We start from the raw sequence: 22,939 nt of genomic DNA, 5'->3' as shown, positions 1-22,939 counted from the left end.
GGCGCGTACCTAGTTGGCCTCTCGGGTGGCGAGCTGTTCGGCGCTCTGCGCGATGCCGAACGCCTGCGGGATGGGCTGGCTCGCCATGTAGAGGCGGTCGGCGACCCTGCGGGGCAGCGGCAGGTACTGGAAGCGGCCGTGGATCCGGCCGTCCGCCGCCATCGGCTGCCCGTTGAAGCGGGCCACCGTGACGATCCGGTACGGGTCGCGGCCGTGCGAGTCCAGCACCGCGATCTCGGTGATCTTCCTGGTGCCGTCGGCGTGCCGGGTGAGCTGGACGATCACGTCGACGGCGCTGTTGATCTGGTCGTGCAGCGCCTCGAACGGGATCTCCACCTCGGACATCGACGCCAGGGTCTGGAGCCGCATCAGCGCGTCCTCGGCGCTGTTGGCGTGGACGGTGGCGAGCGAGCCGTCGTGGCCGGTGGACATCGCCTGGAGCATGTCGAGCGACTCGCCGCCACGGACCTCACCGACGACGATGCGGTCGGGCCGCATACGCAGGGAGTTGCGGACCAGGTCGCGGATGGTGATCTGGCCCTTGCCCTCGACGTTGGCCGGACGGGACTCCAGCCGGATCACATGGCTCTGCTGGAGCTGGAGTTCGGCGGAGTCCTCGATGGTCACGATGCGCTCGGTGTTCGGGATGAGGCCGGAGAGCGCGTTGAGGAGTGTCGTCTTGCCGGTGCCGGTGGCGCCCGAGACGATGATGTTGAACTTGGCCTGGACGAGCCCGGCCAGCAGGACCAGCATCTGCTCGTCCAGCGAGCCGAAGCCGATCATCTCCTGGAGGGTGAAGGAGCGCGGGAAGCGGCGGATGGTGAGCGTGGCGCCGGTCAGCGAGAGCGGCGGGATGATCACGTTGACGCGTTCGCCGCTCGGCAGCCGGGCGTCGACCATCGGATTCGACTCGTCGACCCGGCGGTTGACGGTCGACACGATGCGCTCGATGGTCTGCATCAGCTGCTCGTGCGAGCCGAAGCGCAGCGGCAGTTGCTCGACCTTGCCGCTGCGCTCGACGAAGATCTGGTCCGGGCCGTTCACCATGATCTCGGTGATCGACGCGTCCTCCAGGAGCGGTTCCAGGATGCCGAGGCCGAGCGCCTCGTCCACGACGCGCCGGATCAGCTGTGAGCGCTCGACGGTGGAGAGGACCGGGCCCTCGCGGCTGATGATGTGGCCGAGTACGCGCTCCAGCCGGGCCCGCCGGTCGGCGGCGGCCAGCGAGGACATCTCCGCGAGGTCGATCTCCTCCAGCAGCTTGGCCCGGTAGGTGGCCACCAGGTGGCCGTCCTCCCGGCCGCTGCCCTGGTCGTCCGGGGCGGTCATGCGTGCCCGCAGGCTCATCGGCGTAACTCTCCTCGGTGTGACGGGTGGTGCGGGGCCGGGTCGGCACGGGCCGTGCGGGGCGCTACTCGCGCGGCATCGTGGCGCTCCGGGTCGCCACCCAGCCGTCCAGGCCGGGGACGACGGACGGGACCTTGACCTGGACCGTGGCGGTGATGTCCTCGCCGCCGCTCTGGCTGTACCCGAACCCGTCGCCGCTCAGCCAGCCGCTCACCGAGCTGCGGGCCACGGACGCCGGGTCCCCGTGGGCGTCGTAGCTGGCCGCCGTACGGGCTCCGGCGCGGGCTGCGGTGCCCGCCTGGTTGGCGGCGTACGCGGCGATGCCGAGCTGGACGGCTCCCATGGCGACGAGGAGCAGGAGGGGCAGGAAGCCGAGGTACTCCAGGGCGACCTGGCCCCGGTCCCGGCCCTGGCCCCGGCCCCGCTCCCGGCCCTTCGCGGCCCGCCCGGACCCTCCGGCCCGTCCGGCCCTGATGCGTGCGCTGTACGGCATGGTCGTCATCGCTCAGTCCTCCAGCGCCGATCCGGCTTCGCCGTCGATGTCGATGTCCAGGTCGAAGAGGCCCGGCACCAGGACCGGGACCTTGAGCGTCACCTTCGCCTCGTACAGGTCCGAGCCCCGGCCGCAGCTCACCCGGGCCGCACCCGCCCAGGCGTCGGGCAGGTCCTCCTCGGCTCCGGCCCGGCACGCCGCGTCCGCCCCGTACTCCGCTCCGCTCCCCTTCCGCGCGCCCACGTCCGCCGCGTTGCCCGCGAGGCTGAAGGTGTAGCCGATCAGTGCGCACTCCCAGAGCACGAGCATGATCAGGATGATGAAGGGGGTCATGCCGAGGAACTCGATCGCGGTCTGACCGCGGTCATCCCGTCGGAGCCGCCAGGCTCGCCGGGGCCCACGGAGACTGCGAGGCAGCCTCCTCGTGGAGCCGCGAGCCGTCCTTCCGGTCGTCGTCGTCATCGCTCAACGTGTCCCCTCAGCGTCTGCGGGCCCGCCGCGCCGGCGGCGCGGGCGTCCGATGGAGCCCCGGTCGTTCTTGAAGGTGCCGCTGTTCCTCTTGGCGAGAACGCCGCCGGACTTCTTGGCGGTCGCGCCCGGCTTGACGATGCCCAGCTCTCCGGCCAGGCCCCACAAGGCCTGCTTGACCGTGCTCTTGGCGTCCAGTTCGTGCAGGCGGCCGGAGTCGACGGCGGCCTGGAGCTCCTTGAAGTTGGCGGGGACCGCCGCGTTGGCGACCCGGGTGCCGGTGATCTTCTGGATCAGCGGCGGCTGGATCTCGGTGTTGCGGGTGAAGCGGTTGACCAGGGTGACGGTCTCCTCGGCCTTGCGGATCTGGAGCCGGTCCCACATCCGTACGATGCGTTTCGCACCGCGCACCGCGACCACGTCCGGGGTCGTCACCAGCAGGGCCGTGTCCGCCATCTCGATGGCCGCCGCGTTGGCGCCGTTCATCTGGCCGCCGCAGTCGATGACGACGATCTCGTACCGGGAGCGCAGCGCGCTGACGATCTGGCGGGCCGAGCGGTCGCTGACCTCCTCGCCGCGTTCGCCGTCGCCGGGGGCCAGCAGGAGGGCGAGGCCGGTGGAGTGGGAGAAGACGGCGTCGGCGAGGACGCGCGGCGAGATGTCGGTGATCAGCGCGAGGTCGACGAGCGAGCGGCGGAACTGTACGTCGAGGAAGGAGGCGATGTCGCCGGTCTGGAGGTCCATGTCGACCAGCGCCACGGTGTGGCCCGACGCCTGTGCGGCCAGGGCGAGTTGGATGGCTGTGACGGTGGCGCCGACGCCGCCCTTGGCGCCGGTGACCGTGACGACGGTGCCGCCGGGGCCGGTGAAGACGTCGCCGGCGGAGGAGAGGTGGCGGCGTACGCCGGTCGACCACTGGGCCGCCGCCTGGACCCGGTTGGCGAGCTCCTCGTACCCCACCGGCAGGGTGACCAGGCCGCGGGCGCCGGAGTCCATCGCGTCGGCGAAGAGGTGCGGGCCGGCGTCCGTGGTGATCATGACGACCCCGACGGACGGGAACCGCAGGGACACCTCCCGGATCAGCTCCAGCGCCGGGACCGGGCCGATCCGCTCGTGCACCAGCACCACTTCGGGCAGCTCGTCCAGGGCCTCGCCGGCCAGGCGCGCCAACGTGTCGATCAGCTGGGTGGAGTCGGTGACCGGGGCCGCGGGTTCGGCGTCGGGCAGCTGGCTGAGCAGGGTGGTGAGGGAACGGGCGGCGTCCGGGTCGCCGACGGCCGGGAGGATTCTGGTGGTCATCCGACCTCACTTGTCCTTGTCGAGCGTGTAGGTGCGGTCGCCCGGACGGATGGTGCCGTCGCTGCCGGGGGCGACGAGGGCGAGACGTACGTGCTCCGCGAAGGACTCGGCGTAGGCGATGCGCTGGGTGTCCAGCGTGTTGAGGGCGAAGGTGATCGGCACGGCCTCGGTCACCTGGGTGCGCCGGTCGTCGCCGCTCGGGTTGAGCGGGGTGAGCTTGCCGACCTCCAGCACCTTGGCGTTGGAGACGATGACCTTGGACTGGGCGGGGGCGCCGTCCTCGCGCTGCTGTTCGCCGGCGAAGGTGGCGTAGATGTTGACGGTGGCGCCGGGTGTGATCTTGCCCGCGACGCCGGTGGCGGCGTCGATCATGATGGCGATCTCCTGCTCGCCGGCGCGGAGTTCGGGTTTGCGGACCATCATGTCCGACTGGAGGAGCGAGCCGCCGCGCAGCTCGGTCACGGCGATCTTGCCCTCGACCTCCCGCAGGTCGGTGACGGCGTTCTCCGAGAGCCAGCGCTTGGGCATCGTGATCTTCTCGAACTGACCGCTGTTCAGGGCCGTGTAGGGGGCCACATCGGATTTCAGCTGGTAGGCGGTCACTTCGGGACCGACCTTGGAGTTCACATCGCTGATCACCGAGAGGACGCCGGCGAAGGCACCGAAGGCACACAGGACCGACAGGAGCAGGAGTATCACGCCGCGGCGCTGGCGGGAGTTCATGGGCCGGACAACCTCGTTCGAATCGGATGCGTGGGGCAGCGGACGGAGAGGGAGGCCCGGTGAGGCGGTACGGACCCGGGGGCCCGGTGCCTGGGCCGGGCGGGCCTAGGGGCCGGAGGGCTTGCCGGCTTCCAGCTGGAGGACACCGGTGGACGGTGTGCGGTTCTCGGGTGGGGCGAGCGGTGCGGAACAGAAGGCGCAGCGGTCACCGATGAGTTCCATCGCGCACCAGTGGCATCTCTCCCGGCGGACGGAGGCGACCAGTTGGTACAGCACGGAGATGTCGGGGAGATGGGCGGCGAACTCCACCAGCTTTCCCGTGCCCCACCAGCGCGGCGAGTCGGCGGGTACCGGCGTCTCGTGGACGGCCTGGACCTGCCAGGCGGGTGCGAGGGTCTCCTGCACCCAGTCCGACGGTAACTGCCCCTTGGCGACGAGGAGATGCGTACGGAATTCCGGTCCGGCCAGTGGTTCGGCGGCCGGGCCGACCTTGATGAGCTGCGGTTCGGGACCGGCGAGCACGGCGAACTGGGAGCCGGGGACCCAGGACCTGGCGTGGCTCTTGAGGCTGACCGGGACCCGGTCGAGCCTGGCGACGGAGTTGAGCAGGGCGCCGGCGTAGATGTAGTGGGACAGCAGGCGGGCGGCGGAGGCGATGACGCCGGGGCTGAAGTCGCAGATGGACAACTGCCTCAGCTGGCGCACCAGTACGGCGAAACCGAGCGGCGGAAGGTCGGCCTCGACCAGCGCGATCCGGTCGCTCTCCAGGACCGAGCGGATGGAGTGAAGCCGTCCGACGTGCTCGGGCCGGGTGCCGGACGGATAGAGGGCGATCACATATCCGTGCTGTTCGAGCAGGAGATGCATGTCGCCGATCGCCAGCTCCAGGGCCTGGGCTTCGGGGGCCTGGAGCAGGGCCGCGGTCGGGGTCTGCTGATCGGTGGGCGGCAGCACCAGATCTGCACTCGTCACTGCTATCGCGGTCGGCACGCTCTTCCCCGTTCGGCTCCGGCCGCCGTCGAGACGTCGGCCGCAATCGCTCCTGCTCCGTGCTCCTGCCCCAGCACTTTAGCCACGTCTCATCAGGCAGAGAACAGTTATCGGAGACCAGTGCGTCATCATGCGAACACCGTTCGTACGGGGATCGGGTGCTAAACGGGATGAAATCGATTTCGGTCAACTCGGCCGTCATTGCGGAGCGTTACCGAACCCGTCATCCGGAATCCGGTCATGCTTCCGTTACCGCACGTCAGGGCCGAGAGAGGTGCGTACCGGACCAATGCGGCGGGCGGTTCTCGTCACGGTACGAAGACCTTCGGCAAGATCACTCTTGCGGGTAGCGGAGCGCGGACGCCGGGTCACCGTCCGGCAAAGAAATTCCGGCCCTGCCCTCTCCGCCGGGCACCAGGCGGGCGGGCGGAGCCGGTGCGCGCCGACACCCCGCGAAGCCCCTTTCACTGCCAGAGGTCTTGACAACTTGATTGGTCTGGACCAGTTTATCCGCCAGCGGTGACGACCGCTTCCGCTCCACCCGCGCGGCCCTTCCGCACCCCCATCGCCGCGCGCCCGCCCGTCCGCCGTGCCCGCACCGCCGCACCACCCCCGCCACGCACCACCAACTCCCCACCGGAGGCCCACGTGCAACGCTCCGCAGGCAGCAGAAGACGCAGAAGGCACACCTCCCGGCCCTTCCTCGGCGGCGCCATGGCCGTCATCGCGGCCGGCGCCCTGACCGTCACCGGACTCGTCTCCACCGCTCAGGCCGCCGACGTCAACAACGCCAAGAACGCGGGCTTCGAGTCGGGGCTCGCCAACTGGTCCTGTTCCGCCGGCAGCGGCGCCACCGTCACCACGCCCGTGCGCAGCGGCACGTCCGCGCTGAAGGCCACCCCGGCCGGCCAGGACCACGCCAAGTGCACGCAGACCGTGGCCGTGAAGCCCAACTCGACGTACGCGCTGAGCTCCTGGGTGCAGGGCGGTTACGCCTACCTCGGCGTGACCGGCAGCGGAACGACCGACGTCTCCACCTGGACGCCGGGCTCCTCCACCTGGACCAAGCTGTCCACGAGCTTCAGGACCGGCGCCAACACCACCTCGGTGACCGTCTACACCCACGGCTGGTACGGGCAGTCCGCCTACTTCGCCGACGACGTCGAGGTGACCGGCCCGGACGGCGGCGGGGGCGGCGAGCAACCCCCCGTCCTCCCGGGCACCCCCGCCGGTCTCGCCGCGGGCGCCACGACGACCTCCTCCGTCGCCCTGTCCTGGAACGCGGTCTCCGGCGCCACGGGCTACAAGGTCTACCGCAACGGCACCCAGGCCACCACGGCCACCGGGACCTCGGCGACCGTCACGGGGCTGACCGCGGACACCGCGTACCAGTTCTCCGTGAGCGCCACCAACGCGGCCGGCGAGTCGGCCAAGTCGGCGGCCATCACCGCCCGTACGGCCAAGCCCGGCACGGGCCCCGGCCCCGGCCCCGCCGTGCCCAAGCACGCGGTGACCGGCTACTGGCAGAACTTCAACAACGGCGCCGCCGTCCAGAAGCTCACCGACGTCCCGGCCGACTACGACATCATCGCGGTCTCCTTCGCGGACGCCACGCCGACGCCGGGTGCGGTCACCTTCAAGCTGGACACGGCCGGCCTGAACGGCTACACCGACGCGCAGTTCCGGGCGGACATCAAGACCAAGCAGGCTCAGGGCAAGAACGTCATCATCTCGATCGGCGGCGAGCTCGGCACGGTCCGGGTCGACAACGACGCCTCCGCCACCGCGTTCGCCAACTCGGTGTACGCGCTGATGCAGGACTACGGCTTCAACGGGGTCGACATCGACCTGGAGAACGGCCTCAACGCCACCTACATGACGAAGGCGCTGCGCCAGCTGTCGGCAAAGGCGGGCTCCGGGCTCGTGCTGACCATGGCACCGCAGACCATCGACATGCAGTCGACGTCGGGTGAGTACTTCAAGACGGCGCTCAACGTCAAGGACATCCTGACCGTCGTCAACATGCAGTACTACAACAGCGGTTCGATGCTCGGCTGCGACGGCAAGGTCTACTCGCAGGGCTCGGTGGACTTCCTCACCGCGCTCGCCTGCATCCAGCTGGAGGGCGGCCTCGACCCGAGCCAGGTCGGCATCGGCGTCCCGGCCTCCACCCGCGGCGCGGGCAGCGGCTACGTCTCCCCGTCGATCGTGAACGCCGCGCTGGACTGCCTGACCAAGGGCACCAACTGCGGTTCGTTCAAGCCCTCGAAGACCTACCCGTCGCTCCGTGGCGCGATGACCTGGTCGACCAACTGGGACGCGACGGCCGGGTTCGCCTGGTCGAAGGCGGTCGGCCCGCACGTCCGCAGCCTGCCCTAACCGCAACCGGCACCACCACCCACCCCGAAACCTGCAGCGCCGCCGCTCCCCCGGCGGCGCTGCGGCGTTTCGTAAGCCCCCTCCTCACCAGGGCAGTTCGCGCACCTGCTGCACACACAGCACGACGAACAGCAGCCCGGCGAGAGCCAGCATGCCGTTGCTGACCCAGCCGTTGCGCCATTCCCTGGGCGTACGGGAGGAGTTGAGCAGCCAGAGCAGGGTCAGGGCGAGGAAGGGCATGAAGAACGCGCCGAGCACGCCGTACGCGATGACCAGGCCGAAGGGCTCGTCCAGCCAGAGCAGGGTCATCGGCGGGAAGGTCAGCCAGAGCAGGTACGCGCGGAAGGGCAGCGACCGCTGCTGCCGGGCGACGGCTGCGGGACCGGCGTGCTCCTCGTCCGGATCCGCGGGGGCCCGGAACCTCTCCACGAAGTCGGCGAACATCAGGCTCACCCCGTGCCAGACCCCGATCAGCGACGAGAACGAGGTGGCGAAGAAGCCGACCAGGAAGAGCTTCGCGGTGCCCGCGCCGAACCGGTCCTCCAGCACCTTGCCCAGGTCGATCAGGCCGCGGTCGCCGGAGGTCAGGGCGATCTGCGAGGCGTGCAGCAGCTCGGCACCGACGATGAGCATGGCGACGACGAAGATGCCGGTGGTGATGTAGGCGACCCGGTTGTCGAGCCGCATCACCTTCATCCAGGAGGAGTTGCTCCACCCCTTGGCGTTGACCCAGTAACCGTAGGCGGCCATCGTGATCGTGCCGCCGACGCCGCCGATCAGCCCGAGAGTGTAGAGCAGCGAACCGTCCGGCAGTACGGGGACGAGCCCGGCGAACGAGGCCCCCACATCCGGCACGACCCGGGCGGCCACATAGACGACCACCACGAACATGATCCCGATCAGGACCGTCATGACCTTCTCGAAGACGGCGTACCGGTTGAACCAGACGAAGGCCAGACCGATCAGCCCGGTCACGATCGCCCAGAACTTCAGCCCCGGCCCGTCCGGGAAGAGCGCGACGATGGGCAGGGCGCTGGAGGACATGGCCGTGGCGCCGTAGATGAAGCCCCAGACGACGACGTAGATCGCGAAGTAGACGGTCGTCCACGCGCCGATGCTGCGCCAGCCGTCGAAGAGCGTGCGCCCGGTCGCCAGATGCCAGCGGCCGGCGGCCTCGGCGAGCGAGATCTTGACGACACAGCCGATCACCGCCGCCCACATCAGCGTGTACCCGAACTTGCTGCCCGCGATGAGCGTCGCGACCAGATCCCCGGCCCCGACCCCGGTCGCCGCGACCACGATCCCGGGCCCGATGTACTTCCAGCTGGACTTACGCGGTCGGGAGGCCGGCTCCCCTGTCTCTGTGGTTGCGCTTGTCTCGGACATGCCGATCAAGGAAGCGCAATCGGCGGGACGGCACAAGGGGGCGTGCGGGGATTGTGCGGTGAGGCCGGCGCCGCGGGCAGCCGCAGGCAGCACTGGGCAGCCCCTGGTCAAGATCCGCCGGACGGCCCCTAGATCACCAGGCTGAGCAGCGCCGCGACCGCGAAGCCCGCCACCGACAGCACCGTCTCCAGGACCGTCCAGGACTTCAGCGTGTCGCGTTCCGAGATGCCGAAGTACTTCGACACCATCCAGAAGCCGCCGTCGTTCACGTGCGAGGCGAAGATCGAACCCGCCGAGATCGCCATGATGATCAGCGCCAGGTGCGCCTGGGACAGGTCCTGGCCCTCGACCAGCGGGACCACGATTCCGGCCGTGGTGACAATCGCGACGGTGGCCGAGCCCTGGGCGACGCGGAGGACCACCGAGATCAGCCAGGCGAGCAGGATGACCGGCAGGCCCACGTCGTTGAACGTGTCGGCGAGCGCGTCCGCGATGCCGCTGCCCTTGAGGACCGCGCCGAAGATGCCGCCCGCGCCGACCACCAGCAGGATGTTGCCGACCGGCTTGAGCGAGGACGTGGAGACCGACTCCAGGGACTTGCGGGACCAGCCGCGGCGGATGCCGAGCAGGTAGTACGCGAGGAACAGCGCGATCGTCAGGGCCACGAACGGGTTGCCGAAGAACTCCACGACCGAGCGGAGAGTCGAAGGGTTCAGCGCGATGGAGGAGAACGTCGCGGCGAGGATCAGGATCAGCGGCGTGCCGATGATCGCGAGGACCGTGAGGAGCGGGACCGGCTTCTCGTGCGGGGTGACGCCCGCCGCCCGCTGCTCGGCGGCGACGGCCTCCTTGGCCTCGGCGGCCGCGTCCACCATGTCCTGCGGTACGTCGACGAAGATCCGCTTCCCGATCCAGGAGGCGTACGCCCAGGCGGCCAGGACGGACGGGATGCCGACGACCGCGCCCATCAGGATGACCCAGCCGAGCGACACGTTGAAGAGTCCGGCGGCGGCCACCGGACCCGGGTGCGGCGGCAGGAACGCATGGGTCATCGACAGCCCCGCCAGCAGCGGCATCGCATAGAGCAGAATCGATTTTCCGGAGCGCTTGGCGGCGGCGTACACGATCGGCGCGAGGACGAAGATGCCGACGTCGAAGAAGACCGGGATGCCGAAGACGAGGCCCGTCATCCCCATGGCGAGCGGGGCGCGCTTCTCGCCGAAGGCGTTCAGCAGGCGGGCGCTCAACACCTCGGCCCCGCCCGAGACTTCGAGGATCGCGCCGAGCATCGTCCCGAGCCCGATGATGATCGCGACATGGCCGAGGATGCCGCCCATGCCGGATTCGATGACCGAGACGGCGGCGGATTTCTGCACGGTGCCGAAGAGTTCGGTGACCGAGAGCCCGGCGCCGAGGCCGACGGCTATGGAGACGGCCAACAGGGCGACGAACGGCTGGAGTCTGACCTTGATGATCAGGAAGAGGAGGAGCGCGATACCGAGGGCGGCGACGGTCAGCAGACCGGCGGTGCCGTCGATCAGGAGGAGCAGGCCACCGGTGTGCGGTGGCGTCTCGACCGGCGGTGGGGTGGCGGCGAGCGGCATGGGGGAACTCCGGTGGTGCTGGAGGGAGGGCAGGGCGGAGCGCGGCACGGCGCCCCCGGGGGGCGGGGCGCCGTGCCGTACGGCGAGTTGGAGAGTTGCTGCGGGTGGTACAAGGCGATGAGGTTGCGAGAAGTCCGAACCGTCAGCTGAGCCGGAACCGTCAGCTGAGCACCGCGAGCGCGTCGATCTCGATCAGCAGCCCCTTGGGCAGGCCGACGTAGACCGTCGTGCGGGCCGAGGGGGCTTCCTTCAGGTTCTGCTCGGCGAAGTACGCGTTGTAGATCTCGTTCATCTCCGCGAAGTGGTCGACGTCCGTGAGGTAGACGCGCATCATCATCACGTCGTCCCAGCTCGCGCCGCCCTCCTCCAGGATCGCCTTGACGTTGGCGAAGGTCTGGAGGGTCTGCTCGCGCAGCGTCGGGCCGGCGGGCGTCGGGGCCTGGCCCTCGACGGCCGGGAGGAAGCCGACCTGGCCGGCGACCTGGAGGATGTTTCCCTTCCGCACCCCGTGCGAGAACTTCGCCGGCGGCGTGGTGTGGGTGGAGGGGGTGAGGGCGGTCTTCTCGGTCATGGCTGATCAGACTTTCTTGGGTCGGTTGGTGCCGGATCCTGAGTACTCCCGGCTGATGGTCTCGGCGGTGCGCCGGACCAGCGGAAGGAGGGTGAGGAGTTCCTCGGCCGTGACGACCACGTTCGGTGCGGACACCGACATGGCCGCGACGACCCGCCCGTCCGCGCCCCGGATGGGGGCGCCGATGCAGTTGATGGACTCCTCGTGGCCACCGAGGTCGGTGGCCCAGCCCTGTTCGCGGACGACGGCCAGCTCCTTGAGGAAGGCGGCCGCGTTCGGCGTCGAACGGGACGTGTACATGGGGTAGTCGAGCTTCTCGGCGATCGCGCGCCGCTCGGGCTCGGTGAGGTCGGCCAGCAGCAGCTTCGCCACGGCGGCGACGGTGATCGCCACGGGCTTCCCGATCCGTGAGTACATACGGACCGGATAGCGGCTCTCGACCTTGTCGATGTAGAGGACTTCCTGCTCCTCGTAGACCGCGAGGTGCACGGTGTGCCCGCACCGGTCGTTCAGCTCGACCAGGTGCGGATGGGCGATCTCCCGTACGTCGAGGTTCTCGACGGCCTCCTGCGCGAGCGCGAAGAGCCGGGCGCCGAGGCGGTAGCGCTGGTCCTGCTGGCGGTAGACGAGCCCGTGCTCGTGGAGCGTACGCAGCAGGCGCAGCGCCGTGGACTTGTGGACGCCGAGCCGCTCGGCGACCTGGCCGAGGTCGGCGGGTCCCTGGGCGAGCAGCGGCAGGATGCTGAGTGCCCGGTCGACGGTCTGGCTCATGGCGTACGTACCTCCTCGGCGGCCCGGTCGGCTGCGGTCCAGCCGGGGCCGAGACGAAGTCTCCCCCAGGCCTCGTCGTCGAGGGCGACGAGGCGGTCGGCGTGGTCCCGGGCGGGCGGTTCGGTGAGGTCACCGGGGACGGTGAGGGCGGCGGCGGCCATGAGGTGCCCGTGCCGGACCCGGTCCCGGACGGGGAGGTCGCGCAGGGTCGCGGAGAGGAACCCGGCGGCGAACGCGTCGCCCGCACCGACGGCGGCGACGACGTCGACGCGGAGGGCGGGGACGTGGGTGACCACCTCAGCCCCGGCGCCGTCCGTGGAGCGCGAGGCCGGGGCATTCTCAGCCCCTCCCCCACTCGACGAGCGGGCTCCGGCGGCAAAATCAGCCCCTCCGGCGTTTGAGGAGCGGGGTCCGGGGCGGAGCCCCGAGGCGAACACCGTCGCGCCCGCACTCCCCCGCTTCACGACCACCACCGACGGCTCCGGCAGCGCCGCCCGGATCGCCTCCGCGCCGACGATCCCCCACGCCTCCTCCGCCTCGTCCTCCCCGACGAACACCAGGTCACACCGCCGAGCCAGCTCCAGCAGCACCGACGCGTCGGCGTGACCGCCCCGCCACAGATGCGGCCGGTGGTTCACGTCGAACGACACCAGCGGGCGCCCCGGCCGCGCGGCCGTCAGCTCCCGCAGCAGCGCCAGGCAGTCGCCGGACAGCGCCGCCGTGATCCCGGAGAGGTGCAGGACACGGCCCGCGAAGACCTCCTCGTACGGCACATTCGCCGGCGACATCGCGGACGCCGCCGACCCGGCCCGGTAGTAGGCCACCTCGTGCGCGCCCTCCCCGCGATCCGTCGCCGTACGGAAGTAGATGCCGGTCGGCCGGTCAGGATCCCGCCGCACGGCCGACGTGTCGACCCCGTACCCCCCGATCGTCTCGACCAGGTGGTCACCGAAGCCGTCCGCCCCGACCCGCCCGACCCAGGCCGCCCGGTGCCCGGCGGCGGCGAGAGCACAGGCCACGTTGGACTCGGCGCCCCCGATCCCGCGCCCGAAGGACGGTACGTCGGCGAGGCGGCCGGGCTGCGAGGGCAGGAACGTCACCATGGACTCGCCGAGACAGACGACCTCGGCGGTCGTGTCGGCGCGGGCCGTCCCTGCTGCGGGTCCGGACACTGAAGGCTCCTCGCTGATCGGCGTGCGGGCCGGTGGTCACCATTGACCGGGCATCGGCTCGGATGTTAGACAGCGTTGAGCGATATACGCAATGGGTGTTGCATATGTTGCAACAGACTTCGAGGAGCTCCCCTTGGCAGCCGAACGCCCCACCACCCCCACCACCTCACCCGCCTCTCTGACGGCCTGCCTCGCCGAAGAGCGCGTCGACCACCGCTTCAAGGCGCTCCCGCCCGACGCCGAAGGCCTGACCGTCGGAACCCTCGCCGCCGAGCGCCGCAACCTCTTCACCGGCGGGTTCACCACCCCGGTCCTCGCGCTCTCCGCCGAGTCGGTCGAGCACAACCTCGCCCTGCTGGAGACGTACGCCGAACGCCACGGCCTCGCCTTCGCCCCGCACGGCAAGACCTCCATGTCCCCGCAGCTCTTCGCGGACCAGCTGAAGCGCGGCGCCTGGGGCATCACGGCGGCCGTGCCGCACCAGGCCCGGGTCTACCGCGCGTACGGCATCGGCCGGATCTTCCTCGCCAACGAGCTGGTCGACCCGGTCGCGCTGCGCTGGCTGGCCGGGGAGATGAACGCCGACCCGGAGTTCCGCTTCATCTGTTACGTCGACTCCGTGCGCGGGGTCGAGCTGATGGAGGAGGCCCTGAGCGCGGCGGGCGCCACCCGTCCCGTCGACGTGGTGGTGGAGCTCGGCGCGGGCGAGGGCGCACGCACCGGCGCCCGTACGGAGGCCGACTGCGGCACGGTGGCCGACGCGGTGGCGGTGGCCGGGTCGCTGCGGCTGGTCGGGGTCGCCGGGTACGAGGGCGAGGTGCCGGACGCCGATCCGGAGCGCGTACGGACGTGGCTCCGGCGCCTCGTCGCGCTCGCGGCCACCTTCGACGCCGAGAAGCGGTTCACCGGCGCCGAGGAGATCGTGATCAGCGCGGGCGGCAGCGCCTGGTTCGACGCGGTGGCGGACGTGTTGGCGGAGATCCCCGAACTCACCTCCCCCGTACTGAAGTTGCTCCGCTCCGGCGCGTACGTGTCGCACGACGACGGGCACTACAAGCACCTCACCCCGTTCAACCGGGTCCCGGAAGAAGGCGCGTTGGAGCCCGCGTTCCGCCTCTGGGCGCAGGTCGTCTCGCGCCCGACCGGCGAGCAGGCGTTCCTGAACGCGGGCAAGCGGGACGCGGCGTACGACCTGGACCTTCCCGAGGCGCAGGTGGTCCGCTCCGGCCGGGACGGCTCGGTGCGGCCCGCCACCGGGATCACGGTCACCGGCCTCTCCGACCAGCACACCTGGGTCCGTACGGAGGCAGGCGCCGAACTGGAGGTGGGCGACTGGGTCGGCATGGGCCTCTCGCACCCGTGCACCAGCTTCGACAAGTGGCAGCTCATCCCGCTGGTCGAGTCGGACGGCACGGTCACGGACTACATCCGCACGTTCTTCTGAGCCGCCAACTCCCCCGCTCCGAAAGGCCATCCATGGACCTGGTCCTGCGCGACGCGCTCGTCGTCGACGGCACCGGCGAGCCGTCCTACCGCGCCGATGTGGCGGTCGACGGCGGCCGGATCACCGAGATCCACCGCGAGGGCTCCCCCGGCCCCCGCCCCACCGCCACCCGCACGGTCGACGCCGACGGCCTCGCGCTGGCCCCCGGCTTCATCGACATGCACGCCCACAGCGATCTGGCGCTGCTGCGGGACCCGGACCACACGGCAAAGGCGGCGCAGGGCGTCACGCTCGAAGTGCTCGGCCAGGACGGCCTGTCGTACGCCCCGGTCGACGACCGCACGCTTGCCGAGGTCCGCCGCTCCATCACCGGCTGGAACGGCGACGGCTCCGACATCGACTTCGACTGGCGCACGGTCGGCGGCTACCTGGACCGCCTGGACCGCAACTTCGGCGGCGAGGGCATCGCGGTCAACGCGGCCTACCTGATCCCGCAGGGCACGGTCCGGATGTACGCCGTCGGCTGGGACGACCGCCCGGCCACCGACGCCGAACTGGCCCGGATGAAGGAGCTGGTGGACCAGGGCATGCGGGAAGGCGCGGTCGGCATGTCGTCCGGGCTGACCTACACGCCCGGGATGTACGCGGACGATGCCGAACTCACCGAACTCTGCCGGGTTGTGGCCCGCCACGGCGGCTACTACTGCCCGCACCACCGCAGTTACGGCGCGGGCGCACTCGAAGCGTACGAGGAGATGGTGCAGCTGACCCGGAACGCCGGCTGCGCGCTCCATCTCGCCCACGCCACCATGAACTTCGGCGTCAACAAGGGCAGGGCGCCCGACCTCCTCGCCCTGCTCGACGGCGCGCTCGCCGCCGGGGCCGACATCTCGCTCGACACCTACCCGTACACCCCCGGCTGCACAACGCTCGTGGCGATGCTGCCGAGTTGGGCGGGCGAAGGCGGTCCCGAGTCGATCCTCACCCGGCTCGCGGACCCTTCGAGCGCGGAGAAGATACGGCACCACCTGGAGGTGCTCGGCTCGGACGGCTGCCACGGGGTGCCGATCGAGTGGGACACCATCGAGATCTCCGGCGTCAGCGTGCCGCACCTGGCCGAGTACGTGGGCCGTACGGTGGTGGAGTCGGCGAAGCTGCGCGGCGAGGAGCCATGGGTGACCGCGCGGCGGCTGCTCACCGAGGACCGGCTCGGGACGACGATCCTCCAGCACGTGGGCCACGAGGAGAACGTCCAGCAGATCATGCGCCACCCGGTGCACACCGGCGGCAGCGACGGCATCCTCCAGGGCGACAAGCCGCACCCGAGGGCGTACGGCACGTTCCCGCAGTATCTCGGCCGGTACGTGAGGGAGTTGGGCATCCTCTCGCTGGAGGAGTGCGTGGCCCACCTGACCTCGCGCCCGGCCGCCCGGCTGCGGCTGGCGGACCGGGGCCTGGTGCGCGAGGGCTACCGCGCGGACCTGGTGCTCTTCGACCCGGAGACGGTGGCGGCGGGCTCCACGTTCGCGGAGCCGCGCACGTTGCCGGTGGGCATCCCGCACGTCCTGATCGACGGGCGGTTCGTCATCGAGGAGGGCCGGCGCACGTCGGTGCTGGCGGGACGGTCGGTCCGGGGAGCCGGGGCGACAACCGCCTGAGAGCTCACGGGTGAACCGTCCACCGCGAGCGAGGCTGTACGAACCGTCCGCCGCGCGAGGCCCGACGAGCATCCGCCGCGCGCGAGGCCCTACGAAGCGTCCGCCGCGCGCTCGGCCGCCCAGGCGAGGTCCTCCTCGGTGGGGGCGTCGTCCTGGGTGAGCGCGCGTCGCCAGTAGCCGCTGAACTCGACGGCCGCCTTGGGCAGTTCGCGGTCCGCGACCAGGTGGCGGCGGAGCGCCCGCACCGCGGACGCCTCGCCCGCCACCCAGGCCGCGTCCACCCGGTCGAGGTCCGCTCCGGCGTCCCGTACGGCGTCCACCAGCGAGCCGCCCCGGTCGCGGTGCACCCAGCGGACCTCGGCGCCTCCCGCCGCGGCCGGCAGTTCCCGTTCCTCCGCCGCGTCGGCGACCTCGGCGTAGACGACGGCCCCGGTCCCGGCGGGCAGCGCCTCCAGCACCGTGGCGATGGCCGGGAGCGCGGTCTCGTCCCCGGCGAGGAGCATCCGCCGGGCGGCGGGCAGCGGGCGGGCGTAGAGGGAGGACGGGCCGACCATGCCGAGGACGTCGCCGACCCGGGCGGCCGCACCCCAGCGGGAGGCGGGCCCGCCCTCGCCGTGCAGCACGAAGTCCACGGTCATCACGTTGCGTTGGCGGTCGTAGGCGCGGACGGTGAAGCTGCGCATCCAGGGCCGCTCCGCCTCCGGGACCGCGAGGTACGCCTCATACCAGCGCATGCCGTACGGGTCGTCGGCGTCCCGCTCCGGCAGCCGGGGCACGGCCCGTCCGGCGCGCGGAAGGCAGAGCTTCATCTGCTGGTCCGGGCGGTCCTCCATGAGCCCCGGCAGCTCGTCGGCGGTGAAGCCGATCCTCGCCGTCCCGGGGGTGACCCGCTCGACGTCCACGACCCGTACGTACGTGACCGGCAGCGCCTGACCCATCGCGACCCGACCCCTCTCCCGTGGAGGTTGATACCTTACGGCGTAAGGAATTACCCGCCGGACGTTACTTTACGCCGTAAGGAGTCGCAAGTGGTGGTCTTCGCCGGGCAGGGCGATCCGCGCCGTTCCCTCTCCCTCCTGTGGCGGGCGGACGCCCCGCCGCCGACGCGCGGGGGCCCGGGGCCCAAGCCCCGGCTGAGCGTGGACGCGATCGTGGCGGCGGCCGTGGCGCTCGCGGACGAGGAGGGGATGGGGGCCTTGTCGATGCGCGCGGTCGGCGACCGGCTCGGGCGGACGGCGATGGCGCTCTACACCTACGTGCCCGGCAAGAGCGAGCTGCTGGACCTGATGTACGACGCGGTCCACGCCGAACTCCCCACCTCCTACGCGGAGTCGGACGACTGGCGGGCGCCGGTCATCGCCTGGTCCCGCGAGGTCCTGGAGCTCTACGTCCGGCACCCCTGGGTCCTCCAGGTGTCCCAGGCCCGGCCGGTGCTGGGGCCGCACGAGTACGCGAACCTGGACACGCTCGTCCGGCTGCTCGGGGCGACGGGGCTGGCGGCCGGGACGGTGCGGCGGCTGGTGGGGTCACTGTTCCCGCTGGTGCAGGGCTCGGCGCGGGCGGTGGCGGACGCGCGCAGGGCCGCGACGGCGACCGGTAGCTCCGACGAGGAGTGGTGGGCGGCCCGCTCGGCGGCCTTGCTGGAGCTGGTCCCCGACTTCGCGGAGCGCTTCCCGGCGTTGAGCGGCCTGGAGGCGGAGGGGCCGGTGGAGCCGTATCCGGGCGAAGGGACCGGGGGCGCCGAGCCGGTGCCGTATCCGGAGCGGGAGGCGCGCGAGACGTTCCGGGTGGGTCTCGGGGTGCTGCTGGACGGGATCGAGGCGGCACGCGCCGGCCGGACCTGACCGGGCCGGGTCCGGCCGACGCGCTGATGCGACGGGGTGACTACGGCTTGGGCAGCCCGCAGCCCTCGCGGTCCAGGTCGATCTTGTTGCCGGTGCCGATGCACGGGACCATGTTGTACGTCTGCTGGGCGTAGTTGATGCCCTCGCGGACGGTCACCTCGCCGTTCTCGTCGACCTCGCACGGGTTGTTGTCCGTGCACTCCTGGCCGCTCTCGTTACCGGTGTTGTTGACGGCGACCACCTTGCCGGTGGCGTCGTCGATCACCGGCGAACCCGACGTACCGCCGATCGTCTGGCACTCCGGGGTGTAGCGGACCGAGTCCTTCCAGGTCCACCGGCCCTCCTTGAGCTGGTGGACGAAGCCGTCGATGTCGCAGCTGTAGGTGCGCCTCCAGTAACCGGAGGCGACGGTGATGGCGGTGCCCGCGACCGGGTGCGCGGTCTCCAGCTCCAGCGCCTCGATGCCGTAACTGCTCTGTATCTGCTCGTAGGTGGAGGTGAGTTCGTAGAGCGAGAGGTCGGTGTCGGTCATGGTGCCGTACGCGATCTTGCTCGCCTTGAGCGTGCCGAGGCTGTTGCCCGAGGCGTCGAGCAGCGTGAACGTCCGCGTGGACGGCCGGTCGACGAGCACCTCACCGGGGCCCGGGAAGCCGGTCTCCAGGCAGTGCCCGTTGGAGAGCACGAGTGCGGGGTCGGTGGGTGCGGAGTCGGGCGAACGGACCACGGAGCCCGAACAGTTGCTGAGTGCGACGGTCCCGGCGAAGGTCACGGCCTTCACGGCGGGAGCCGTCTCGGTGGCGGATTCTCGCGCCTGTGCGGAGTCGGCCGCGACGGCGGGCGCGACGCCCGCTCCCAGGAGCAGGGCAGCAAGAAACGCACCGATGAGAGGCTTGTTCATGTGGGGGGTCCCCTCCAGTGGCGCCAAGGGCCGGAGATCTTCCGGCTGTTGACATGCGCATGGTGGCTCAGATGTCCGGCCATCACAAGGGGTTGTTTCCGGCCACGAGCCTCCGTCCAGGGCGCCGGGATCGCCTCCGCGCCCCGGCCCGGCCGGCGGTCGACGGGTAACACCCACTCATATGTGCGTACTTGATCTCCACCGGCCCGGTCGACCAGCCTGGTCCCATGTCCGACACCACAGCAGCACCGACCCCGTCCACCTCCCCCACCCCTGTCACCCTGCTCGGCCTCGGCGCCATGGGCACCGCACTCGCTCGCACCTGGCTCGCCGCCGGGCACCCTCTGACCGTCTGGAACCGCAGCCCCGGCCGCGGCGCCGAACTCGCCCGCGAGGGCGCGCGGGTGGCCGCGACGGCGGCGGAGGCGGTGGCCGCGAGCCCGCTCGTCATCACCTGCCTGCTCGACGACGCCTCGGTCCGCGCGGCGCTGGCCGACGCCGACCTCACCGGCAAGGACCTGGTCGACCTCACCACCTCCACCCCGGCCGAGTCGCGTGACCGTGCGGCCTGGGCAAACGAGCGCGGCGCCCGCTTCCTGGACGGCGGCATCATGGCCATTCCGCCGATGATCGGTGTGCCGGAGGCCGGCGGCTATGTCTTCTACAGCGGCTCACGCGAGGTCTTCGACGAGCACCGCGAGGTGCTGGCCGTGCCGGCCGCCACCAAGTACGTCGGTGAGGAGTTCGGCCTCGCCGCGCTGTACGACGTGGCGTTGCTCAGTGCGATGAACGCGATGTTCGCCGGGGCCCGGCACGCGGCCGCGCTGGTGGCGGACGCCGAGATCGACCAGGAGGCGTTCGGCGCGCTGGTGGCGGACTGGCTCACGGCGATGGCCCCGGCGACGGCGGCGTACGCGGGCGGGCCGGTGCCGGATGACCCGACCAGCGCGGCCGTGGCGGAGTCGGGGGACGCGACGCTGCTCCGTACGGCCGAGGAGCAGGGCGTCGACACGGCGCTGCTGATCGCGTCGGCGGGCTCGATGGACGGTATGTGACGGTCCGGGGGGGCGGAAGTCCGGAGGGGCGGAACCCGCCCGTACCGCCCGGGTCAGGCCTCCGTCGCCGCGGCCTCCTTCGCGTACGTCACCGCCTGGAGCAGCGTCAGTCCGGGCTCGGCCTGGCGCAGGATCTTGATGGCCTCCACGGAGTCCGCCGGCCCCTCGTGCCCGGCGGCGGCGAGCCGCTGGCGCACCCACCGGCCGCGCAGCTCCGCGTCCGGGCGTGCGGCGGAGTCCTCGGCCAGGGCGAGGGCGCGCTCCAGTCCGGGGCGCTCGGCGTCCGCGGCGGTCTCCAGCGCACTCCGAAGACCGGCGACGACATCGGGGGCGTCGCGGACGACGAGTACGGCGAGGGGCTGGGGCTTCCGGAACAGGCTCATGGTCCACCGTTACCCGGCCCGGCCCGGCTCGCACCGGAGTTGAGCAAGATCTGAGCAGCCCCGCGGAGGGCCTCGGTCCAGGGACCGAGGCCCTCCGGCCGCACACGTGGGTCCGCAGCCGGAGGCGCGCCCAGGCCCCGGCTGCGTACGGTCGGCGTATGACACTCGACCTCGACGCGTACGTCGCCCGTATCGGCTGGACCGGGACCCTCCGCCCCACGCTGGAGGTGCTGCGGTCCCTGCACCGCGCCCATCTGTCCGGCATCCCGTTCGAGAACCTGGACGCCGTCCTCGGCTCCGCCCCGTCGCTGGCGCTCGACGACCTGGAGGCGAAACTCGTGCGCGGCGGGCGCGGCGGCTACTGCTACGAGCACAACACCCTCTTCTCCGCCGTGCTGCGGCAGATCGGCTTCTCCGTGACGCTGCTGACGGCCCGCGTGAAGCTGGGTGCGGCGCCGGGCGACATCCGGCCCCGTACGCACATGCTGATGCGGGTGGACGTGGAGGGTGAGCCGCACCCGTATCTGGCGGACGTCGGTTTCGGGGCGACCGGCGCGCTGCTGGAGCCGATCGAGCTGGTGGAGGACGCCGAGCCGTCCGACACGCCGCGCCACCACCGGCTGGTCCACGTCGCGCACGACGGCCCGCTGCCGATGTGGGAGCTGCGGGCGGAGAAGGGCGGCGGGTGGGAGCCGCAGTACGCGTTCACCCTGGAGCCGTTCGAGGCGCCGGACTACGAGGTGATCAACTGGCACATCGCGACGCACCCGCGCTCGCCGTTCCGGCAGGCGGTGTACGCGCAGCGCACCCTGGCCGGCTCGCACCTGCTGCTGGCCGGGCTGGACCTGGTGGAGACGGCCGACGACGGCACGGTCAAGGAGCGGCGGCTGACGGACGGCGACGAGGCGTTGCGGGTCCTGGCGGACGACTTCGGCATCCGGCTCCCGGAAGGCGTCCGGCTACCGGAGTGACCGCCCCGGCGGCCTTCCGTACGAACGCGACGGCCGGCTGAACCTCGCGTGGCGCATCTCACCCGCCCCGACCGCCCCCGCCCGTTTCCGGCCTTTCCAAGCCGCGACCCCGCCCCGACCGGACGATCCCACGGTCCGGGGCCGGGGCGGCCTTGCCGATGGAAGCCGGAGCCTGGCGGCGGGCCGGTGCGGAGGTCGCGAGGACGGCGCAATCTCCGCGCACCGCGCGAAACGCCGCCGTAAGCTCGCGGACATGCAGGTCATCCAGTCCACCAAGCTCGCCAACGTCTGTTACGAGATCCGGGGCCCCGTGCTGGAGGAGGCGATGCGGCTCGAAGCGGCCGGTCACCGCATCCTCAAGCTCAACACGGGCAACCCGGCCGCGTTCGGGTTCGAATGCCCGCCGGAGATCCTTGAGGACATCCTGCGGAACCTTTCGGGCGCGCACGGCTACGGCGACGCGAAGGGCCTGCTCCCGGCGCGGCGCGCGGTGGTGCAGCACTACCAGACCAAGGGGATCCACGACCTCGACGTCGAGGACATCTACCTGGGCAACGGCGTCTCCGAGCTGATCCAGATGTCGATGCAGGCGCTGCTCGACGACGGCGACGAGGTCCTCGTACCGGCTCCGGACTATCCCCTGTGGACGGCGTCCGTCTCGCTGGCCGGCGGGACGGCCGTGCACTACCGGTGCGACGAGCAGGCCGACTGGATGCCGGACCTGGCGGACATCGAGCGGAAGATCACCGACCGCACCAAGGCCCTGGTGATCATCAACCCGAACAACCCGACCGGTGCGGTGTACGACGACGAGATGCTGCGCGGTCTCACCGAGATCGCCCGCCGCCACAACCTCATCGTCTGCTCCGACGAGATCTACGACCGGATCCTGTACGACGGCGCCACCCACACCCCGACGGCGGCGCTGGCCCCGGACCTGATGGTGCTGACGTTCAACGGGCTCTCGAAGAACTACCGGGTGGCCGGTTACCGCTCCGGCTGGCTGGCGGTCTGCGGCCCGAAGGCGCACGCCACCTCGTACATCGAGGGGCTCACGATCCTGGCCAACATGCGGCTCTGCGCCAACATGCCCTCCCAGCACGCGGTGGCCACCGCGCTCGGCGGCCGGCAGTCGATCGAGGACCTGGTGCTGCCCGGCGGCCGGATCCTGGAACAGCGGGACACGGCGTACGACCTGCTGACCGCGATCCCGGGCGTGACCTGCGTGAAGCCGAAGGGGGCGCTCTACCTCTTCCCGCGGCTCGACCCCAAGGTCTACAAGATCAAGGACGACCGGCAGATGGTGCTCGACCTGCTGCGGGCCGAGAAGATCATGGTCGTGCAGGGTACGGGGTTCAACTGGCCGGAGCCCGACCACTTCCGGATCGTGACGCTGCCGGCGACGGAGGAGCTGCGGGACGCGGTGACCCGGATCGGCTCGTTCCTGGACGGTTACGGCCAGCCGTAGGCCTGTTCTCCTTGA

General features: G+C 71.2%; 21 protein-coding genes. 7 read left to right on the top strand and 14 right to left on the bottom strand.

Going from position 1 to position 22,939, the window contains the following annotated elements:
- Nucleotides 1-9: 9 nt before the first annotated feature.
- From ACQP09_RS23355 to ACQP09_RS23330, 6 genes are all read right to left on the bottom strand, one after another.
- A complete protein-coding gene (locus ACQP09_RS23355) occupies nucleotides 10-1,347 on the bottom strand; it encodes a CpaF family protein (protein ID WP_433402644.1) in 1,338 nt (445 codons plus the stop codon).
- A 64-nt stretch (nucleotides 1,348-1,411) separates the two neighbouring features.
- Nucleotides 1,412-1,849: a TadE/TadG family type IV pilus assembly protein gene (locus ACQP09_RS23350; RefSeq protein ID WP_433402642.1), complete on the bottom strand. Its 438-nt coding sequence runs from the start codon at nucleotides 1,847-1,849 to the stop codon at nucleotides 1,412-1,414.
- 3 nt (nucleotides 1,850-1,852) lie between these two features.
- Complete coding sequence (locus tag ACQP09_RS23345; RefSeq protein WP_433402639.1) at nucleotides 1,853-2,302, bottom strand: TadE/TadG family type IV pilus assembly protein; 450 nt, start codon at nucleotides 2,300-2,302, stop codon at nucleotides 1,853-1,855.
- Nucleotides 2,303-2,305: 3 nt separating this feature from the next.
- Nucleotides 2,306-3,607 carry an AAA family ATPase gene (locus tag ACQP09_RS23340; RefSeq protein ID WP_432148908.1) on the bottom strand — a complete coding sequence of 434 codons (1,302 nt, stop codon included), beginning with the start codon at nucleotides 3,605-3,607 and terminating at the stop codon, nucleotides 2,306-2,308.
- Nucleotides 3,608-3,613: 6 nt separating this feature from the next.
- On the bottom strand, nucleotides 3,614-4,330 hold the full coding sequence (gene cpaB / locus ACQP09_RS23335; RefSeq protein WP_433402636.1) for a Flp pilus assembly protein CpaB: 717 nt from the start codon (nucleotides 4,328-4,330) through the stop codon (nucleotides 3,614-3,616).
- A 105-nt stretch (nucleotides 4,331-4,435) separates the two neighbouring features.
- Nucleotides 4,436-5,302: a hypothetical protein gene (locus ACQP09_RS23330; RefSeq protein WP_433402633.1), complete on the bottom strand. Its 867-nt coding sequence runs from the start codon at nucleotides 5,300-5,302 to the stop codon at nucleotides 4,436-4,438.
- A gap of 666 nt (nucleotides 5,303-5,968) precedes the next feature.
- On the opposite strand from ACQP09_RS23330, the gene ACQP09_RS23325 reads away from it, so the two are divergent.
- Nucleotides 5,969-7,699, top strand: coding sequence for a chitinase (locus ACQP09_RS23325; RefSeq protein WP_433402631.1), 1,731 nt, complete (start codon nucleotides 5,969-5,971; stop codon nucleotides 7,697-7,699).
- 84 nt (nucleotides 7,700-7,783) lie between these two features.
- On the opposite strand, the gene ACQP09_RS23320 is transcribed toward ACQP09_RS23325, so the two are convergent.
- The 5 genes from ACQP09_RS23320 to ACQP09_RS23300 all read right to left on the bottom strand — a co-directional run bounded on the left by ACQP09_RS23320 (nucleotide 7,784) and on the right by ACQP09_RS23300 (nucleotide 13,203).
- Nucleotides 7,784-9,085, bottom strand: a complete 1,302-nt coding sequence (locus ACQP09_RS23320; RefSeq protein ID WP_433402628.1) for an Nramp family divalent metal transporter — start codon at nucleotides 9,083-9,085, stop codon at nucleotides 7,784-7,786.
- 128 nt (nucleotides 9,086-9,213) lie between these two features.
- Nucleotides 9,214-10,689, bottom strand: coding sequence for a GntP family permease (locus ACQP09_RS23315; RefSeq protein ID WP_433402625.1), 1,476 nt, complete (start codon nucleotides 10,687-10,689; stop codon nucleotides 9,214-9,216).
- 160 nt (nucleotides 10,690-10,849) lie between these two features.
- On the bottom strand, nucleotides 10,850-11,260 hold the full coding sequence (locus ACQP09_RS23310) for a RidA family protein (RefSeq protein WP_030561417.1): 411 nt from the start codon (nucleotides 11,258-11,260) through the stop codon (nucleotides 10,850-10,852).
- Nucleotides 11,261-11,266: 6 nt separating this feature from the next.
- A complete protein-coding gene (locus tag ACQP09_RS23305; RefSeq protein ID WP_018490108.1) occupies nucleotides 11,267-12,031 on the bottom strand; it encodes an IclR family transcriptional regulator in 765 nt (254 codons plus the stop codon).
- Complete coding sequence (locus ACQP09_RS23300; protein ID WP_433402620.1) at nucleotides 12,028-13,203, bottom strand: sugar kinase; 1,176 nt, start codon at nucleotides 13,201-13,203, stop codon at nucleotides 12,028-12,030. The genes ACQP09_RS23305 and ACQP09_RS23300 overlap by 4 nt, the downstream gene beginning before the upstream one ends.
- Before the next feature lie 133 nt (nucleotides 13,204-13,336).
- Here ACQP09_RS23300 and ACQP09_RS23295 point away from each other — a divergent pair, with 133 nt between their 5' ends.
- Together ACQP09_RS23295 and ACQP09_RS23290 are read left to right on the top strand one after the other, a co-directional pair.
- On the top strand, nucleotides 13,337-14,647 hold the full coding sequence (locus ACQP09_RS23295; protein ID WP_433402617.1) for an amino acid deaminase: 1,311 nt from the start codon (nucleotides 13,337-13,339) through the stop codon (nucleotides 14,645-14,647).
- Between the two features lie 32 nt (nucleotides 14,648-14,679).
- On the top strand, nucleotides 14,680-16,305 hold the full coding sequence (locus tag ACQP09_RS23290; RefSeq protein WP_433402614.1) for an N-acyl-D-amino-acid deacylase family protein: 1,626 nt from the start codon (nucleotides 14,680-14,682) through the stop codon (nucleotides 16,303-16,305).
- An 89-nt stretch (nucleotides 16,306-16,394) separates the two neighbouring features.
- Here ACQP09_RS23290 and ACQP09_RS23285 read toward each other — a convergent pair whose 3' ends face one another.
- Nucleotides 16,395-17,243, bottom strand: coding sequence for a siderophore-interacting protein (locus ACQP09_RS23285; RefSeq protein WP_433402611.1), 849 nt, complete (start codon nucleotides 17,241-17,243; stop codon nucleotides 16,395-16,397).
- Nucleotides 17,244-17,333: 90 nt separating this feature from the next.
- Here ACQP09_RS23285 and ACQP09_RS23280 point away from each other — a divergent pair, with 90 nt between their 5' ends.
- On the top strand, nucleotides 17,334-18,149 hold the full coding sequence (locus ACQP09_RS23280; RefSeq protein ID WP_433402608.1) for a TetR/AcrR family transcriptional regulator C-terminal domain-containing protein: 816 nt from the start codon (nucleotides 17,334-17,336) through the stop codon (nucleotides 18,147-18,149).
- A gap of 40 nt (nucleotides 18,150-18,189) precedes the next feature.
- Here ACQP09_RS23280 and ACQP09_RS23275 read toward each other — a convergent pair whose 3' ends face one another.
- Entirely contained in the window at nucleotides 18,190-19,047 is an 858-nt protein-coding gene (locus ACQP09_RS23275; protein ID WP_433402606.1) for a S1 family peptidase, read from the bottom strand.
- A gap of 227 nt (nucleotides 19,048-19,274) precedes the next feature.
- Between ACQP09_RS23275 and ACQP09_RS23270 the strand changes: the two genes are divergently transcribed.
- Entirely contained in the window at nucleotides 19,275-20,102 is an 828-nt protein-coding gene (locus ACQP09_RS23270) for an NAD(P)-dependent oxidoreductase (RefSeq protein WP_433402603.1), read from the top strand.
- Between the two features lie 53 nt (nucleotides 20,103-20,155).
- Here the strand turns inward: ACQP09_RS23270 and ACQP09_RS23265 are convergent, their stop codons facing one another.
- Nucleotides 20,156-20,485 (bottom strand): hypothetical protein, encoded by a 330-nt coding sequence (locus ACQP09_RS23265; RefSeq protein WP_433402600.1) that lies wholly within the window; start codon nucleotides 20,483-20,485, stop codon nucleotides 20,156-20,158.
- A gap of 158 nt (nucleotides 20,486-20,643) precedes the next feature.
- On the opposite strand from ACQP09_RS23265, the gene ACQP09_RS23260 reads away from it, so the two are divergent.
- Both ACQP09_RS23260 and ACQP09_RS23255 read left to right on the top strand, forming a co-directional pair.
- Nucleotides 20,644-21,456, top strand: a complete 813-nt coding sequence (locus ACQP09_RS23260) for an arylamine N-acetyltransferase family protein (RefSeq protein ID WP_433402597.1) — start codon at nucleotides 20,644-20,646, stop codon at nucleotides 21,454-21,456.
- A 253-nt stretch (nucleotides 21,457-21,709) separates the two neighbouring features.
- Nucleotides 21,710-22,924: a pyridoxal phosphate-dependent aminotransferase gene (locus ACQP09_RS23255; protein ID WP_433402594.1), complete on the top strand. Its 1,215-nt coding sequence runs from the start codon at nucleotides 21,710-21,712 to the stop codon at nucleotides 22,922-22,924.
- The last annotated feature ends 15 nt before the right edge of the window (nucleotides 22,925-22,939 follow it).

The sequence above is a fragment of the Streptomyces sp. CA-146814 genome, from assembly GCF_050942385.1.
Classification (GTDB): domain Bacteria; phylum Actinomycetota; class Actinomycetes; order Streptomycetales; family Streptomycetaceae; genus Streptomyces.
The sequence above is the reverse complement of the archived record's forward strand: the minus strand, read 5'-3'. Positions and strand labels throughout refer to the sequence as shown.